The sequence below is a fragment of the Streptomyces sp. NBC_00442 genome, from assembly GCF_036014195.1.
Classification (GTDB): Bacteria; Actinomycetota; Actinomycetes; order Streptomycetales; family Streptomycetaceae; genus Streptomyces.
The window spans coordinates 3,255,091-3,270,759 of sequence record NZ_CP107918.1; the positions used below are offsets into that span (position 1 = coordinate 3,255,091).

Below are 15,669 nucleotides of genomic sequence, written 5' to 3' on the forward strand. Positions count from 1 at the left end.
GCCGTCCCGGCCGGGCCGGGGCCGGCCCACCTGCCGCCCCTACGGCTCAGGCCAGTTCGCGGCGGGTGCCGTCGGCGACCGCGTGAAGCTTGTCGGGGTTGGCCACGTTGTGGATCGTCGAGATGCGGCCCTCGGAGTCGAAGTCGAACGTCATCGTGGCGATCACCCGGTCCGGACCGCGGAAGACCACACCCGGACCGCCGTTGATCGATGTGAGCTCCGCCCGCATCTGTCCGGGCTCGATGCCCTGGTAGGTGACGGTGCCGAGCGAGGCGAACCAGCGCGCCACGGTCTCCAGGCCGACGACCGGCTTGAGTGCCTGACGGACCTTGCCGCCACCGTCCGTCCACAGCGTCACGTCGGGGGCGAGCAGCTCCATGAGGGCGTTGAGGTCGCCGCCCGTCGCCGCCGCCAGGAACCGTTCGGTGACGTCGCGCCTGCGGGCGCCGTCCGCGGCGAACCGGGGCCGGCGGGCCCGTACGTGCTCGCGGGCCCGGTGCGCGGCCTGCCGGACCGCCGGCTCCGAACGGTCCACCGCCCGCGCCACCTCCCCGTAACTGAAGGCGAAGACCTCCTTCAGGACGAAGACCGCGCGCTCCAACGGGCTCAGCGTCTCCAGGACGACCAGCAGGGCCGTGGAGACCGAGTCCGCCACGGCGACGCCCTCCGCGGCGTCCGGGCCGGTGAGGATCGGTTCGGGCAGCCAGGGTCCCACGTACGTCTCGCGCTGCCGACGGGTCGAACGGAGCTGCTCCATCGCCAGGTTGGAGACGATCCGGGCCAAATAGGCCTTGGGGTCGGCGACTTGGGACCGGTCGGCCGCGGACCATTTCAGCCAGGCGTCCTGGACCACGTCCTCGGCATCGGCGGCGGAGCCGAGGATCCGGTAGGAGACGGAGAACAGCAGGGTGCGGTACTGCTGGAAGACGAGCTGGTCGGTACCGGTCTGCCGGGGCGGGCTCTCCTGCTGCGGCCGGCTGTCCTGCTGCGGCTGGCTGTCCTGCTGCGGCTGGCACTCCTGCTGGGGCTGGCTCTCCTGCTGGGGCTGCGGCTGGGTCACTTGGTGCTCCTGTTACGGGTGTAGCGGCCGCCGTGCGGCCAGAACGCGCCCGAGGTGGGCATCTTCTTCATCCGGGCGAAGGTCGGCCACGGCGAAGCGGTCACCGTCTCCTTGTACCTGGCGGCACGCCTTCCGGTCAGCACGATCCGGCGCGGACTGCCGTCGGGGCGGGTGAACTGCACGACGGCGTCGCCTCGGCCCAGGCTGACGGGCGTGTGGTAGTAGCCGAAACGGAACGGCTTGGGCTCCTTGCCCGCCAGCACCCGCAGGATCGAGAGGGCCGCGTGCACCCCGGTCGGCATCCCGCTCTGGCAGGTGCCGTGCATCATGCCGTAGCCCTGCCGGACGGCCGCCGCGTCACCCACGGCGTAGACGTCGGGATGGGAGACCGAGCGCAGCGTGCCGTCGGTGACGACGCGGCCGCGCTCGTCGACGGTCAGGCCCGCGGCGGCCGCCAGCGGTGAGACGCGCGTCCCGCCGGTCCACAGCACCGCGGCCGCCGGGACGCCGGAGCCGTCCTTCAGCGCGACGCCGTCCGGCAGCACCTTGGCGACCTCGACGCCGCAGCGCACCAGGACGCCGAGCCGGGCGAGCGACGCGTCCAGGTGGGCCCTGGCCTTCGGGTGCAGCCCCGCGCCGGGCTCCCGCCGTCCCAGGAGCACGACCTGGTACTCCGGATGCCGCTCGGCGATCTCCGCGGCGGCTTCGACCCCGGTGAGGCCGCTGCCGACGACCGCCACCGTGCCACCGCCCTGCCGGGCCAGCCGGCGGGCCAGGGCGGCGGCGCCCTGCGGGTCGTCGAGCAGGTGGGCGTGGTCCGCCACGCCGGGGACGCTCGCGGTGTCCGCGATGCTGCCCAGGCCGTAGACCAGGGTGTCGTAACGCAGGACCCGGTCGTCATCGACGCGTACGGTCTTCGCCCCCGCGTCCACGGCGGTGACCCAGCCGCGGACGAAGTGGGCCCCGGTGCCCGCCAGCAGCTCCGGAATGCTCAGCTCCGCCGTGTCCTGACCGGTGGCGGTCATGTGCAGCCGGAGCCGCTCGGTGAAGGTGTCGTGGGCGCCGACCACCGTCACCCGCAGGTTCCCGCGCTTCCTGGTGCGCGCCGCGAGCTGGATCGCCGCCGAGAGCCCGGCATAGCCGGCGCCCAGGACCAGGACCTCGTGCTGCTGCGCTGCTGTCGCGTTCATCGCTCCGCCGCCTCTTCCGTGTCGGTCGATACCGCCGCCGTTCCCGCCGTGCGGACGACCACCAGACGCGTGCGGCCCTTCCGTTCGTGACACGACCCCGGTGTGCCCCGCATCACACTCCGCGTCGCACCCCGCGTCACACCCAGCGAGGGAGGCGGCTGCGGGAGCGGGCCGAGGTCTCGGCGGGCGGACGAGGACCCGGCCGGCGGCGGAACCCGCCCCCGCTACCCTCGGCCGCATGCCCGACACCCCCTCCCTGCGCACCCGCTGGCACACCACCCTCCTCGCGGCCCGCCCCGCCGGCCACGGCCCCGCCCCGGACCCCGCGCCGTACGGCGAGAACCTCCTCGCCCGCTGGGCGGAACCGCAGCGCCGTTACCACACCACCACCCACCTCACCGCGGTCCTCGACCACATCGACGTACTGGAGCGGTACGCGCACGACCCCGACCTCGTACGCCTCGCCGCCTGGTTCCACGACGCCGTGTACCTCCCGGACCGTTCGGAGAACGAGGAGCGCTCGGCCCGCCTCGCCGAACGCGCCCTGCCCGAGGCCGGGTTGACCCCGGAAGCGACCGCGGAGGTCGCCCGCCTGGTGCGCCTGACCGTCACCCACGCGCCCGACGAGGGCGACACGAACGGCGCGGTCCTGTGCGACGCCGACCTCGCGATCCTGGCCGCCTCCCCGCAGGCGTACGCCGCGTACGCCGCCTCCGTACGCGAGGAGTACGCCTTCGTGCCGGACGAGGCGTTCCGCTCCGGCCGGGCCGCCGTCCTGCGCCAACTGCTCGACCTGCCACGGCTGTTCCGCACCCCGCACGGCGAACGCGAGTGGCAGGGGCCGGCTCAAGGGAATCTGCGAGCGGAACTGGCCCGGCTCACCGCATAATCGGCCCGAGCCACCACCGCTCCCCTTCTCCCCGCCCGCCGACGGAAAGCAGGTACCCGCGTGCTCCCCGTGACAGTCAAGGCCGACCGTGTCACCCTCCACGAGCTGACCCGGGCGTCGGCGGCGGATCTCCAGGACGGCGGGAGCGGAGGCTGGCGGTGGGCGCCCGGCGGCCCCGACGAGGGCAGCCGCTTCGCCGCGGCGAAGATGCTCTCCGGCATGGACGCCGGCCGGCACCGCGCGGGCTGGGGCGCGTACGTCATGGTGCGCACCGAGGACGGCCGGGCCATCGGCGGGATCGGCTTCCACGGGCCGCCCGAGGACGGCCGCGTCGAGGTCGGCTACGACCTGGCCGAGTCCGTACGGGGCCGGGGGTACGCGACGGAGGCGCTGCGCGCGCTGAGCGCGTGGGCGCTGGCGCAGCCCGACGTCCAGACCGTGTACGCCACGACGGACGAGGACAACACCGCGTCCCAGCGCGTCCTGACCCGCGCGGGCTACCACCGCATCGGGGACACCCCCCGCCCCATCGGCGGCCGAGAATCCCAACACCTGTACGAACTCTCCACCCCCTAGCCCCACCCCGCCAGGGGCGCGGGGAACTGCGCGGCCAGCCGTCCACCGGCCCGCAGACGAAAGCGGGTTTTAGGGGCGCGGGGAACTGCGCGAGAAGCGGGCACGGTCCGCAGACGACAGCAGGTTTTAGGGGCGCGGGGAACTGCGCGAGAAGCGGGCACGGTCCGCAGACGACAGCAGGTTTTAGGGGCGCGGGGAACTGCGCGAACGGCGCTCACCGGCCCGCAGCCGATGTCCCGCCCCGGGAGGGGCCCGGCCGGCCCGGGGAATACCGGTCCGCCCCAACCCGTTGGCACCCGATATGCCCGCCGAGCCCATACCCAAGCCCGTGCCCGCACCCACAACCCCCGCCCAGCCCCCCGCGCAAGGGGGCCGGATGCCCCTGGCCGTCTACATCCTCGGCCTCTCCGTCTTCGCACTCGGCACGAGCGAGTTCATGCTCACCGGCCTGCTCCCCGCCATCGCCGACGACATGAGCGTGTCGATCCCCCAGGCGGGCCTGCTGATCTCGGCCTTCGCCATCGGCATGGTCGTGGGCGCCCCGCTCCTCGCCGTAGCCACCCTGCGCCTGCCCCGCCGCACCACCCTCATCGCACTGATCACGGTGTTCGGCCTGGGCCAGGTCGCGGGCGCGCTGGCCCCGAACTACGCCCTGCTCTTCGCCTCGCGGATCGTGTCCGCGCTGGCCTGCGCCGGGTTCTGGGCGGTCGGCGCGGCCGTCGCCATCGCGATGGTGCCGATGAACGCGCGGGCCCGCGCGATGGCCGTCATGATCGGCGGCCTGTCGATCGCGAACGTCCTCGGTGTGCCGCTGGGCGCGCTGCTCGGCGACGGCCTCGGCTGGCGCGCCGCGTTCTGGGCCGTCGGCGCGGCCTCCGCGATCGCCCTGGCCGGCATCCTGACCCGGATCCCGCGCATCCCGCTCCCCGCCGAGAAGCCCCGCCTCAAGCGGGAACTGGGGATCTACCGCGACCCGCAGGTGCTGCTCTCGGTTGCGATCACCGCTCTCGCCGCGGGCGGCGTGTTCTGCGCGTTCAGCTACCTCAAGCCCCTGCTCACGGATGTCGCGCACGTGGACGCGGGCTGGGTCCCGGCCGTGCTCGGCCTGTTCGGCGTGGGCGCGCTCATCGGCACGACGATCGGCGGCCGGGTCGCCGACGCGCACCTCTTCGGCGTGCTGCTCGGCGGCGTCACGGCCTCGACCGTGTTCCTGGTCGCGCTCGCGCTGTTCGCCTCGACGCCGGCCGCCGCGATCACCCTGTCGTTCCTGATCGGCCTCTCGGCGTTCTTCACCGCCCCCGCGCTCAACGCCCGCATGTTCAACGTCGGCGGCGCCGCCCCGACGCTGGCCGGCGCGACGACGACGTCCTCGTTCAACCTGGGAAACACCGCGGGCCCCTGGCTCGGCGGCATCGTGATCAGCGCGAACCTCGGATACGCCGCCACCGCCTGGGCGGGCGCCGCGATGACGGTCCTCGCCCTCGCCCTGGTCACGGCCTCCCTGCGACTGCACCGCTCGCAGTCCCGCGTGGTGGCCCGCTCGCCGGAGCGGACCCCCTCGGCGGCGTGCGTGGAGGTCTGACCCGGGCCCGTACACCTCCGCCGCACACCTGCGGCGTACACCTACGGCGTACATCTGCGCCGTACCCGTACACGACGGAGCGCCCCGCACCCGATTCCTCGGGTGCGAGGCGCTCCGGTGTTTCCCGGCCGGAGCCGGGGTCACGGTGTCACGCGGTCACTCAGACGGTGGTGACGTTCTCCGCCTGCGGACCCTTCGGGCCCTGGGTGACGTCGAAGTTGACCTGCTGGTTCTCCTGCAGCTCGCGGAAGCCGGTGGAGTTGATGGCCGAGTAGTGGACGAAAACGTCCGGGCCGCCGCCGTCCTGCGCGATGAAGCCGAAGCCCTTTTCGGCGTTGAACCACTTCACGGTGCCGGTTGCCATGTGTTTCCCCTGTCGAGGATCGTGGGGCACTGGCTTGTCAGTACCCCTGGGTGAGGTGATCGCCCTGGTCCTCGGACATTGCTGCACAGCAAACGCCCACGGCGTAAACCGCGGGCGTTGAGACTTCGGAACCACGACTACTGGCAAGGAAGTTAGCCGATCCGCGATCGTCTGGCTACGGGCCGCAGCCGAACCGGGTACAACTTCCGGCCAAGCAGGTGCTTCGAAGGGGGTCCGGCGGCGCGTCGGGCAGCCCGATCCGGCCCCGTCCAGCGGCGCCCCGCCCGGCCTCACCCGGCCCGGTCGGCGCGCCCGGCCCGGTCAGGCCGACCGCCCCTCAGGCAGGCCGACCGCCCCTCAGGCAGGCCGTCCCTTGGGCCGCCGCAGCCCCGCCCCCGTCAGACGGCGTACGAGCTCCTTGGAGCCGATCTCCACCGCGCCCGCGCGCACCGCGTCCTCGTACCGATGGGACGGCACGTCGTAGTGATCGCGTTCGAAGGCGCGGGGCGGGCAGCCGATGGACGCCGCGAAGGCGTGCAGTTCCTCGTACGAGACGTCGCTGACCAGATGCGACCACATGCGGCCGTGTCCCGGCCAGGTCGGCGGGTCGATGTAGAGCGTCATCCGCCGAGCCCGCCCGCCGCTCCCCCGCCCGGCCCGCCGGCTCCCCCGGGCCCGCCGAGCGCGCCGACCGGCGCCACCACGACGCCCGCCTTGCCGCAGACCCAGTGCGGGTCGGGCCCGAGCTCCGGCTCCACGTCGAGCGCGTGCGGGTCGCCGACGTCGCACACCGGGCACAGGGGCCAGCGGCCGTACCGCTCCAGGAGGGCGTCCTGGACGTCCTGGGCGACGAGCCCCGCGACGTACTCCGTGCCCTCGGGCCACTGCTCCACCCACCAGCGCCGGTGGGTCACCGCGTCCTCGACCAGGGAGACGACGTCGGCGTGCGCCACGTCGCGCGCCGCGAGGTCCGCCAGGACCAGGGCGCGGGCGGCGTGCAGGGCTTGCTCCAGAGGTTGTACGTCGTCCATGCCCCCCATTGTCACCCGAGGGGGTTGACCGGCGAACGTGCTGAAAATATCTTTCAAGAGTGACCAATGACGTGAAGGAAAGTTCCAACGAGGGTGCCCCGCCCGCACCCGCGGCCCTCGCCGCGAAGGTGCGCACGCTCGCGCCGTCCATGACCCGCTCGATGCAGCGGGTCGCCGAGGCCGTCGCCGGCGACCCGGCCGGCTGCGCGGCCCTCACGGTCACCGGCCTCGCCGGTCTCACCGGCACCAGCGAGGCCACCGTGGTGCGCACCGCCCGCCTCCTCGGCTACCCCGGCTACCGGGACCTGCGCCTGGCGCTCGCGGGCCTCGCCGCCCAGCAGCAGTCGGGCCGGGCCCCCGCGGTCACCGCCGACATAGCCGTCGACGACCCGATCGCGGACGTCGTCGCGAAGCTGGCCTACGACGAGCAGCAGACCCTCGCCGACACCGCGGCCGCCCTCGACACAGTCCAACTGGGCGCCGCCGTCGCCGCGTTGGCGGGAGCACGGCGCATCGACGTCTACGGTGTCGGAGCCTCCTCCCTCGTCGGCCAGGACCTCGCGCAGAAGCTGCTGCGCATCGGGCTCATCGCGCACGCCCACACCGACCCGCACCTGGCCGTCACCAACGCCGTGCAGCTGCGCTCCGGCGACGCGGCGGTCGCGATCACCCACTCCGGCTCGACGAGCGACGTCATGGAGCCGCTGCGGGTCGCCTTCGACCACGGCGCGACCACGATCGCGATCACCGGTCGCCCCGACGGCCCGGTCTCGCAGTACGCGGACCACGTCCTGACCACCTCCACGGCCCGCGAGAGCGAGCTGCGCCCGGCCGCCATGTCGTCCCGTACGAGTCAACTCCTCGTCGTGGATTGCCTGTTCATCGGCATCGCCCAGCGCACGTACGAGACGGCGGCGCCGGCCCTCGCCGCGTCGTACGAGGCCCTCGCCCACCGCCACAACCCCCGCACGCGCTGACACCCCCCGCCCCCTCCGCCCCCCATCCCCCTTTCCCGTCGGTACGCAGAGAAAGAGCCACCGCCACCATGACCACCCAGGATGAGCGCCAGGACGAGGGCCGGCTGCACGGCCGGGACCAGCGGCACGACGAGCCCCAGGCCCACGATGAACCCCGCGGCCACGGCCAGGACTACGCCGAGCTGCGCGCCCAGCTGGCCACCCTCACCACCGAGGCGTTCCGGCCGGAACTCGCGGACATCGACCGGCTGCCGACCGCCGAGATCGCACGGATCATGAACGGCGAGGACGCCACCGTCCCGGCCGCCGTGGCCGAGCGGCTCCCGGCCATCGCGGCCGCGATCGACGCCACGGCCGAGCGGATGGCGCGCGGCGGGCGCCTGGTCTACGCGGGCGCCGGCACGGCGGGGCGGCTCGGCGTCCTGGACGCGAGCGAGTGCCCGCCCACGTTCAACACCGACCCCTCGCAGGTCGTCGGCCTGATCGCGGGCGGCCCCTCCGCCATGGTCAAGGCGGTGGAGGGCGCCGAGGACTCCCGCCTGCTGGCGGCCGAGGACCTGGACGCGCTGCACCTCACCGCCCTCGACACGGTCGTCGGCGTCTCGGCCTCGGGCCGCACCCCGTACGCGATCGGCGCGGTCGAGCACGCGCGCCGCCTGGGCGCCCTCACGATCGGCCTGTCCTGCAACGCGGACAGCGAGCTCGCGGCGGCGGCCGAGCACGGCATCGAGATCGTGGTGGGCCCGGAGCTCTTGACCGGCTCCACCCGCCTGAAGTCGGGCACGGCCCAGAAACTGGTCCTCAACATGATCTCGACGATCACGATGATCCGGCTCGGCAAGACCTACGGGAACCTGATGGTCGACGTACGGGCCTCCAACGAGAAGCTCCGCGCCCGCTCGCGCCGCATCGTGGCCCTGGCGACGGGCGCGGACGACGCGGAGATCGAGGCGGCGCTCGCCGCGACGGAAGGCGAGGTGAAGAACGCGATTCTGGTCATTCTGGGCGGCGTGGAGGGCGGCACGGCGGCCGAACTCCTGACAGAATCCCGCGGCCACCTGCGCGCAGCACTGCAGGCGGCACCCTGACCCGAGCCCCCCACAGCAAGGCGCACCACCGTGACGCAACCGCCTCCGGAGTCCAAGCACCGCGCCGTCGCGGCGGCGATCCTCCCGCTCGTCGGCGGCGCCGGGAACATCGACTCGATCGCCCACTGCATGACCAGGCTCAGGCTCGGCCTGAAAAACCGCGCACGGGTCGACGACGAGGCCCTGAAGGCGCTGCCCGCGGTGCTCGGCGTGGTCGAGGACGACACGTACCAGATCGTGCTGGGCCCGGGAACGGTGGCGAGGGTGGCCCCAGAGTTCGAGACGCTGGCGACGGCGGAGGGAAGACCCCAAACCCCCCTCGCCGCAGGGGAGTTGGCAGCCCACGGAGCCGCCCTGAAGGAATCCCGCTCAGCAAGAACTGACGCGGTCCCTCACACATCGGCCCCCCGGCCCCGCGCCCACTCCTCGAACCCCTCCACCACCTCCCGCAACCGCCACGGCTCCCCCTTCAGGAACACGCCACACATTTCGGCGACCGGCACCGACGCCGGGCGGTAGTCGTCGTCCTCGTACAGGTCCTCGTGATCCGGGTCCTCCATGGGGTCGTCCGGCGTGCCGACGAACGGCCCCTCCCACCCGTCGCCGAAGTCCGACGCCGGGTTCACCTTCCACACCGCCCCCGCCGCCCGCACGCACACCTCCCCGAAGTACCACGCCGGTGCCGTCACCCGGGGCGTGTGCTGGAGCGCGCGCACCTCTTCCCACTCCGCACCCGCGAAGTCCGCCCGCACCGCCGATTCCAGCGCGTCGACCGAAGCCGGCGAGAAGTCCCACTCCCCCGGGTGCGACGCCGCCCACTCCCCGAACGCCGCCTCCTGCTCCGCCAGCCACGCGCGGAGTCGGGGGTGGTCGGTCCAGTCGGGGTGACGTTGCTCGCTCATGACGCCGAGCGTACGGCAGGGCGGCAAAAGCCTTGCGGGGAACGGCAGTTGGCGGGTTCGGCCGTCGACGCCACCCGGGCCATTGGCCCTCGCGCACGCCGCGCACGCCGCGTACGGTCGACGAGGACGTGAGCGGTGAGCATGGGGGGCGACGCCAAGTGAGTACGCGGGTCGGAGAGTGGGTGGGCACCGGCGCCAGTGCCCTCGTCCTCACGCTGGGTGCCGTAGTGACGGCGTACGCCGTGTTCTGCGCCTACGCGATCGAACCCGCCGGCCCGTGGGACCACCACGCCGTCACCAACGCCACCATGTCCGCCGGTCTCGGCCTGCTCTTCGCGGCGCTCCTGACCCTCCTGACATGGGTGGCCACCACGGCGGAATGGCTACGGACGTGGTGGTACGCCATACCCCTCACCCTGGCGGCAGCCGCCGTAGTGCGGCTGACCCTCGCGGCCCCCACACCCTGAAGCGAACTCATGTGGGGTGGTGACCGGGACGAGTGCCGCCCCCGGCACCACCCCCGGCACCGCTCCCTCCGGGCTGTACGCGCCGGCGAGTACGGCCACGAGCCTCAGCGCCATGTCCATGTTGCAGCGCCCGAGGTCCACGAGCGAATACAGCACGTGCCCCCCGCAGGTCAGCGGGTCGATCCTGAGCGACGGCAGCACCACCCCGACCCGCGCGAGCCCGTCCCGCAACTGCTCGACGGCATCCTCCGCCGCCCGCACCCTCTCCTCCGCCGTCAGTGCCATGTCCTCGTACCTCTTCCCTACAACCGAGTGTGCCGCTTACCTCACCCAGCGTGGCCGTTCGGGGCTAGCCTGACTACTGTCGGCGATCCAACAACCCCGCGTGTATCCGCAGGAGTTGCGCATGCCAGGACCGAAGGACCTCGACCCCTCCGCCTCCCCGCGCGCCCTCCTCGGCGCCGAACTCCGCCACGCCCGCGAGAAGGCCGGCCTCGGCCAGGAGGCCCTGGGCAGCCCCCTGTTCGTCTCCTCGTCCTTCATCGGCCAGCTCGAAGCGGGCATCCGCCGCATGCACCTGGAGTACGCCCGGCAGTTCGACCAGATCCTCGGCACGGGCGGCTTCTTCACCCGCAAGTGCATAGCGGCGGCCAAGTCCAAGTACCCGGACCACTTCGCCGAGGCGGCGGAGGCAGAGGCCGTCGCGACCACCATCCGCGAGTACGCGCCGCTCCTCATCCCGGGCTTGTTGCAGACGGAGGGGTACGCGCGGGCGGTGTGCCGGGCGTACCAGCCAACGGCCCCGGAACCGGTCATCGACGACTTGGTCGCCGCGCGTCTCGCTCGCGCCCACCTCCTCGACAGTCCAACAACACCGATGTTGTGGGCGGTACTTGACGAGGCCGTACTGCGCAGGGAGGTGGGCGACCGGTCGGTGATGGCCGAAGCACTGACGCACGTCTCGGCACTTGGAGTTCGGCACCGGATCATCGTGCAGGTGCTGCCCTTCACGGTGGGCGGGCATGCGGCACTCAATGGCTCCCTCAAGCTGATGAGCTTTGAGGACGCTCCACCTCTCGCCTATCTCCAGGGGCTGGGAACCGGGCAGCTTCAAGACGATCCCGCCACGGTCGCCCGTCATGAACCGACCTACGATCTACTCGGGGCCAGCGCACTCCCACCCCAACAATCCCTGGCCTGCTCAAGTCAGTGGCGGAGGATTACGCCCATGAGGATCAGCCCTGAGCATGACCTGAGCAAGGCCACGTGGCACAAGTCCAGTTACAGCGGTGGGGACGGCGGCGACTGCCTGGAAATCGCGCGCTGGCAGAAGTCCAGCTACAGCGGCGCGAGCGGCGGCGACTGCCTAGAAGTCGCCCGCTGGCGTAAGTCCAGCCATAGCGATGGCAGCGGAGGCAACTGCCTCGAAGTGGCGAACGACTTCCCGCACATCGTCCCCGTCCGGGACTCGAAGGCCGCCCCCGGCGGCCCGACGCTCGTGTTCCGAACCGCGACGTGGTCGGCTTTCATCGCCGACGTGAAGAAGGGGTCCAACACGGCGAGCTGAGGACCCGCAACCCCCGCACGAGCCGGTCACCGTCGCCGACGGGGCCGGCTCGTCGCATGTGCGGCGAAGCTCACGCGTCGAGCTTCGAGCGGTGCTTGAAATCGAATGGTTAGTGGGCCTCAACCCACCCTCCCACCCCGCCAGTTGGGCAAACACGCCTCGGCGAACACTTTCCGCGTTCGACTTGCCACGGAGGGTGACAACCCTCTAGCGTCCAGAAGAACAGCAAGACCCAAGACAGCATTCAGCCCCCGCCAGGTGCGGCAACACCTCCGGGGGCCTGACCACCAAGATCATCTCTCTCAAAGGAACCTGATCCGATGGCTGACAGCCACTTTAGTGCCGCACCCGCCCCCTCGCACCCCGACCGCCACCCGATGGCCAATCCGGGCTACGGGAAGCGCTCGACGCCGGGCCAACTCAAGCCGACAAAGCGCGACTTCGCGCACCTCCCGCCCCGCGAGGCGGCCGTGGCGGGGTACCTGGACCGGCTCCCGGACGGCGCGGACATCTCCGTGAAAACGCTGGCGAAGGTGCTCCCGTACGGGCAGTGCGCCCTGCGTACCGCGCTCCAACGCCTCGTCATTGAAGGCCACTTGCGGCGTGGACGCGAGCACCTGCGCGGCTCGGACAGCGCACGGTGGGTGACCCGGACGTGGTTCTCGCGTACGGCGCGGGACGACGCGTGGTGGGCGGAATTCACCCGAGGGGGTGTCAAAGACACGTCCCCCGCCCCGCCCCCGGAACCCGAGCCGCGCGCACACCCTCAACAGGCCACGCACAGCAAGGCGTTCATGCTGCTGGCCGCGCTGGGGCGTACCGCGCCGGCGCTCTCCCTCTCGGCGCGGGACTGTTCGGACCTGGAACCGCTGGCAGCGGCGTGGTTCGAGCGCGGCGCGACGGAGTACGACGTCCTGCGCGCCCTGACCGCAGGCCTGCCGACCCCGGTCTACAGCGCGGCCGCCCTGACCCGTACCCGCCTCACCACCAAACTCCCCCCGGAGCCGCCCCCACCTCCCGCACGACCGGCCCTGCGTGTCCTGGAGTGCGCGAAGTGCGGTGCGCCGGGCCGCCCAGAAGCCCTGCCCGGCGGCGAGTGCGGCCCGTGCCGGGGCGAGCGCCCGCCCCGGCCCCCCGCCCTCCCCCCGGCGACGGTCCAGGCCCGTGCCGCCGAGGCAAGGGCGGCAGCGGCGGGCCGACGCCGGGAGGACAGTCCCGTATGAGCGAGAGCGGCTTCGCTCAGGCCAGTTCCATCGCCTCTGTCCTGCGGCGGAGGTTGCCCTCGGTGTCGCTGTCGGAGTCCGAGCCGTAGTCGGTCGTCACCTTCGGCGACCCGTTGGTCGTGGCGATGGTGATCTCGTGCTCGGCGTCGCACTCCCATTGCAGGGTCGCGTAGGTGTTCCCGATCGCCTCGTCCACTCGGCTGACGAACCGCGAGGCATTCTTCGCCGAGTAGCCGGCCATTTCGATGTTGGCGGCGCCAGAGATCCAGAGCGGCCCGGGGCGCGTGTCGGTACCGATGAACAGATTCGCGTAGCACGAAACGCAGGGACGCTTCGTTCCCGCCAGACTGTCCGGGATGACCTGCTCGGGCCCGTCGCCGCTGAGATGGGAGACGATCCGGCGTTCGGCGTGATAACCGTCGTCACCACCAGAAGCGACCGTCACGGGCTTGCTGAGTGCGGTGATGACATTCTTGTACTTGTCCGCGGCTGCCGCGTCGACGTTGTCACCGACGATGCGCTTGTCGGTCTTGTCGGTGTGCCGGGCCAGCCTGCCGTCAGCGTTTCCGCTGTTGAGGTGGGCTGCCTCGGCCGGGTACTCCTCAAGAACCTTCTTCAGGAAGGCGCTGCCGCTGAGCCCTTCGAGGTGGTCCGCGAGCAGGCTGTTCGATGCCGTGGTGTTTCCGGCTATGTACAGGGCGCCTTCGTGGACCGCCGCCTGGATTTCGACGGGATTCGCCCCGTAGTCCGTCAGATAGTTCTTCACTACCGTGGCTACCCAGCGCATCGCCTGCTTGTCGGGCTCTCCCCGGTAGGAGCGGGGAGCCATGGTGTTTTCGTCATGTGCCTTGTAGGCCGCCGTGCTGGATTTGTAACCGGCCGCCTGCTTCGCGTCCATCCCCCCGATCTTGTGGAGGGTCATCCGGGACCAGACTTCCGGACTGCCGTCGGCTATCCAGCCCTTTGCCTCGAACTGCGACTTGACGGCGCGAGCGAATTCCTTGTTCGCTCTGGCCTCCGGGGACTGCTTGGCCTTGGGCATGCGCTGGATGGCGGGGGCCGCCGACGAGCTGGCCATGGCCCGCTGGGCGGTCACCGGGCCGTCCGCGACGGACCGCTGCGCCGCGACCTGCCCTTCCGGTGCGGGGCTCGACATGACGCGGGTGGCGTTGGCTTCGGCTTCGCGTTCGAAGCGGTCGGAGGGGTCGGAGACCTTGAGCCCGCTGCCGTTGTCGGTGCCGGCCACGGGGCCCTGACGCTGCTGAATGACGTGGGTCAACTCGTGCGCGAGGGTGTGCTTGTCGGCTCCGCCGTCGCCGATGACGACGTGGCTGCCCGAGGTGTAGGCGCGGGCGCCGACCTCCGCGGCCGATGCCTTGGCCGCGCTGTCGTTGTGGACGCGTACGTCGGAGAAGTCCGCGCCGAGCCGCGACTCCATGTCGCTGCGGGTGGTGCTGTCGAGCGGGCGTCCGCCGGTGCGCAGCACGTCGTGCACGGCGGAACGCTGCACCTGCGGGCCGGCCGCGCGCTGGACCGAGGGCCGCTCGGCCTGCTGGTGTCCGCATCCCGCGCCGTGCTGGTGCCGCTCCTGTTCGGCGGCCCGGTCCTGCGCGCCGGGGTGGCCGGCGCGGCGCAGCATCTGCACGACGGCGGCGTTGCCCGCACTGCCCTGGAGGGAGAGCAGGCTGTGCGGAATGCCGCCGCCCGACGCGGAGTTCTTAGCGGTGGTGCCGGCCGGCTTCTTGCCTTCGGAAGTCTGGGCCTGGTCGTTGGCGTGCACGGGGTCCTCTCTGCGTGGCACTGCTCGCGCTACGGTCTCGGGAAGCGTGACCGACGCGATCACTCCTCCCACTCCATACTGCACTGCCCGCTCCGCACTGTGGCCACGAGACCGGACCGCTGAGGAGGGCGCCGCGCTTACGGGCAACGGCGGCGGCCATCGGCTCTGCTGCGCTTGGGGGCACGTCAAGCACCCGATAGGGCATGCAAGTTGTGCGTTGATCCTGACGCTGGCCCTGACCCTTGCCGATGCCGATGCCGATGCCGATGCCGCTGCCGCTGCCCTTGCCGCTGCCCTTGCCGATGCGCTGCCGGGGCCGGCGGCCTTGCCGGGGCCGGCGGCCTTGCCGGGGCCGGCGGCAGTCGTCCAGGCCCAGGCCGGTGGCCGCGATGCACCGTCGACTAGGTCAGGGCGGTACCGGATTCCCCTTGATCCGACGTATCACGGCGCCCCTGGGCTACTTGGTGCAGCCGTACTTCTTCGCCTCGCGAGGCACCAGGTCCTCAATGAAAGGCTGGATCTTCTTGTAGCCATCCGGGGTGTCTTCCACTCGGCTGCCCGCAAGCTTGACGACCACACTGAGATAGCTGTTCGGGTCATCACATGTTGCTGCGACGACGCTGCCGTCGCTGCCGATAAAGGCTTCACCACGGAAGGAGACCTGGCGCTTTTTCCCGTTCCTGTAATTCAGGTCCAGCTTCGGGTCCAAGGGCTCCGGTGCGTGGCTGTACTGCTGAACGCTGGTGTAGAGGATTCGAGTTCCGTCGATGCTGATGCTGCACGCCATACCAGGGACAGCCTGAAGATCCGCATGCCAGTTTTTCAGGCTCTCGCCATCCGGCAGAAGCCGGGCCAAACTCTCCTTCTGCACCGGTACGCCACAAAACTCGCCAGGGACAGCAGCCTTGCCCCCGCACCCGGAAATGGCGGACGCCAAAACGAGCACCACTGCCACTGCTCCCGCTATCCGCGG

At 71.7% G+C, this 15,669-nt stretch carries 15 protein-coding genes and 3 pseudogenes; 10 read left to right on the forward strand and 8 right to left on the reverse strand.

Features of this window, described 5'->3' with window-relative positions:
- Positions 1-46 precede the first annotated feature (46 nt).
- Positions 47-1,060 carry an RNA polymerase sigma-70 factor gene (locus OG432_RS14655; protein WP_328311383.1) on the reverse strand — a complete coding sequence of 338 codons (1,014 nt, stop codon included), beginning with the start codon at positions 1,058-1,060 and terminating at the stop codon, positions 47-49.
- Positions 1,057-2,250 (reverse strand): NAD(P)/FAD-dependent oxidoreductase, encoded by a 1,194-nt coding sequence (locus tag OG432_RS14660; protein WP_328311384.1) that lies wholly within the window; start codon positions 2,248-2,250, stop codon positions 1,057-1,059. Before OG432_RS14660 ends, OG432_RS14655 begins: the two co-directional genes overlap by 4 nt.
- 238 nt (positions 2,251-2,488) lie before the next feature.
- On the opposite strand from OG432_RS14660, the gene OG432_RS14665 reads away from it, so the two are divergent.
- From OG432_RS14665 to OG432_RS14675, 3 genes are all read left to right on the forward strand, one after another.
- Complete coding sequence (locus OG432_RS14665; RefSeq protein ID WP_328311385.1) at positions 2,489-3,139, forward strand: HD domain-containing protein; 651 nt, start codon at positions 2,489-2,491, stop codon at positions 3,137-3,139.
- Positions 3,140-3,199: 60 nt separating this feature from the next.
- Entirely contained in the window at positions 3,200-3,715 is a 516-nt protein-coding gene (locus tag OG432_RS14670) for a GNAT family N-acetyltransferase (RefSeq protein WP_328311386.1), read from the forward strand.
- 376 nt (positions 3,716-4,091) lie between these two features.
- The gene (locus OG432_RS14675) at positions 4,092-5,297 is read left to right on the forward strand and encodes a Cmx/CmrA family chloramphenicol efflux MFS transporter (RefSeq protein WP_328311387.1); all 1,206 of its coding nucleotides are present in this window, start codon (positions 4,092-4,094) and stop codon (positions 5,295-5,297) included.
- A 160-nt stretch (positions 5,298-5,457) separates the two neighbouring features.
- On the opposite strand, the gene OG432_RS14680 is transcribed toward OG432_RS14675, so the two are convergent.
- The 3 genes from OG432_RS14680 to OG432_RS14690 form a co-directional block, all read right to left on the reverse strand.
- Positions 5,458-5,661 (reverse strand): cold-shock protein, encoded by a 204-nt coding sequence (locus tag OG432_RS14680; RefSeq protein ID WP_030160827.1) that lies wholly within the window; start codon positions 5,659-5,661, stop codon positions 5,458-5,460.
- Positions 5,662-6,018: 357 nt separating this feature from the next.
- Complete coding sequence (locus tag OG432_RS14685) at positions 6,019-6,285, reverse strand: DUF4031 domain-containing protein (RefSeq protein WP_328311388.1); 267 nt, start codon at positions 6,283-6,285, stop codon at positions 6,019-6,021.
- A complete protein-coding gene (locus OG432_RS14690) occupies positions 6,282-6,692 on the reverse strand; it encodes a hypothetical protein (RefSeq protein ID WP_328311389.1) in 411 nt (136 codons plus the stop codon). The genes OG432_RS14685 and OG432_RS14690 overlap by 4 nt, the downstream gene beginning before the upstream one ends.
- Positions 6,693-6,751: 59 nt before the next feature.
- Here OG432_RS14690 and OG432_RS14695 point away from each other — a divergent pair, with 59 nt between their 5' ends.
- The 3 genes and pseudogenes from OG432_RS14695 to OG432_RS14705 all read left to right on the forward strand — a co-directional run.
- On the forward strand, positions 6,752-7,669 hold the full coding sequence (locus OG432_RS14695; RefSeq protein WP_328311390.1) for a MurR/RpiR family transcriptional regulator: 918 nt from the start codon (positions 6,752-6,754) through the stop codon (positions 7,667-7,669).
- 68 nt (positions 7,670-7,737) lie between these two features.
- Complete coding sequence (gene murQ / locus OG432_RS14700) at positions 7,738-8,757, forward strand: N-acetylmuramic acid 6-phosphate etherase (protein WP_328311391.1); 1,020 nt, start codon at positions 7,738-7,740, stop codon at positions 8,755-8,757.
- A 30-nt stretch (positions 8,758-8,787) separates the two neighbouring features.
- Positions 8,788-9,135 (forward strand): annotated as a pseudogene (locus OG432_RS14705) (PTS glucose/sucrose transporter subunit IIB); the annotation flags it as partial.
- A gap of 14 nt (positions 9,136-9,149) precedes the next feature.
- Here OG432_RS14705 and OG432_RS14710 read toward each other — a convergent pair.
- Positions 9,150-9,659, reverse strand: a complete 510-nt coding sequence (locus OG432_RS14710; protein ID WP_328311392.1) for a hypothetical protein — start codon at positions 9,657-9,659, stop codon at positions 9,150-9,152.
- 158 nt (positions 9,660-9,817) lie between these two features.
- On the opposite strand from OG432_RS14710, the gene OG432_RS14715 reads away from it, so the two are divergent.
- The 4 genes and pseudogenes from OG432_RS14715 (at position 9,818) to OG432_RS14730 (ending at position 12,916) form a co-directional block, all read left to right on the forward strand.
- Positions 9,818-10,126, forward strand: a complete 309-nt coding sequence (locus OG432_RS14715; RefSeq protein ID WP_328311393.1) for a hypothetical protein — start codon at positions 9,818-9,820, stop codon at positions 10,124-10,126.
- A 406-nt stretch (positions 10,127-10,532) separates the two neighbouring features.
- Positions 10,533-11,371, forward strand: a pseudogene (locus OG432_RS14720) (helix-turn-helix domain-containing protein).
- Positions 11,372-11,390: 19 nt separating this feature from the next.
- Positions 11,391-11,693 (forward strand): annotated as a pseudogene (locus OG432_RS14725) (DUF397 domain-containing protein); the annotation flags it as partial.
- Between the two features lie 377 nt (positions 11,694-12,070).
- Positions 12,071-12,916 carry a hypothetical protein gene (locus tag OG432_RS14730; RefSeq protein ID WP_328311395.1) on the forward strand — a complete coding sequence of 282 codons (846 nt, stop codon included), beginning with the start codon at positions 12,071-12,073 and terminating at the stop codon, positions 12,914-12,916.
- A 16-nt stretch (positions 12,917-12,932) separates the two neighbouring features.
- Here the strand turns inward: OG432_RS14730 and OG432_RS14735 are convergent, their stop codons facing one another.
- Positions 12,933-14,696, reverse strand: coding sequence for an eCIS core domain-containing protein (locus tag OG432_RS14735; RefSeq protein ID WP_443058390.1), 1,764 nt, complete (start codon positions 14,694-14,696; stop codon positions 12,933-12,935).
- Positions 14,697-15,153: 457 nt separating this feature from the next.
- Positions 15,154-15,651: a hypothetical protein gene (locus OG432_RS14740; protein ID WP_328311396.1), complete on the reverse strand. Its 498-nt coding sequence runs from the start codon at positions 15,649-15,651 to the stop codon at positions 15,154-15,156.
- Positions 15,652-15,669 lie beyond the last annotated feature (18 nt).

Bases quoted from the DNA above. Each gene is read 5' to 3' on its own strand.
- OG432_RS14680 (WP_030160827.1), bottom strand. From the start codon at position 5,661: ATGGCAACCGGCACCGTGAAGTGGTTCAACGCCGAAAAGGGCTTCGGC.
- OG432_RS14685 (WP_328311388.1), bottom strand. From the start codon at position 6,285: ATGACGCTCTACATCGACCCGCCGACCTGGCCGGGACACGGCCGCATG.
- murQ (WP_328311391.1), top strand. From the start codon at position 7,738: ATGACCACCCAGGATGAGCGCCAGGACGAGGGCCGGCTGCACGGCCGG.
- OG432_RS14730 (WP_328311395.1), top strand. From the start codon at position 12,071: ATGGCCAATCCGGGCTACGGGAAGCGCTCGACGCCGGGCCAACTCAAG.
- OG432_RS14675 (WP_328311387.1), top strand. From the start codon at position 4,092: ATGCCCCTGGCCGTCTACATCCTCGGCCTCTCCGTCTTCGCACTCGGC.
- OG432_RS14665 (WP_328311385.1), top strand. From the start codon at position 2,489: ATGCCCGACACCCCCTCCCTGCGCACCCGCTGGCACACCACCCTCCTC.
- OG432_RS14690 (WP_328311389.1), bottom strand. From the start codon at position 6,692: ATGGACGACGTACAACCTCTGGAGCAAGCCCTGCACGCCGCCCGCGCC.
- OG432_RS14710 (WP_328311392.1), bottom strand. From the start codon at position 9,659: ATGAGCGAGCAACGTCACCCCGACTGGACCGACCACCCCCGACTCCGC.
- OG432_RS14660 (WP_328311384.1), bottom strand. From the start codon at position 2,250: ATGAACGCGACAGCAGCGCAGCAGCACGAGGTCCTGGTCCTGGGCGCC.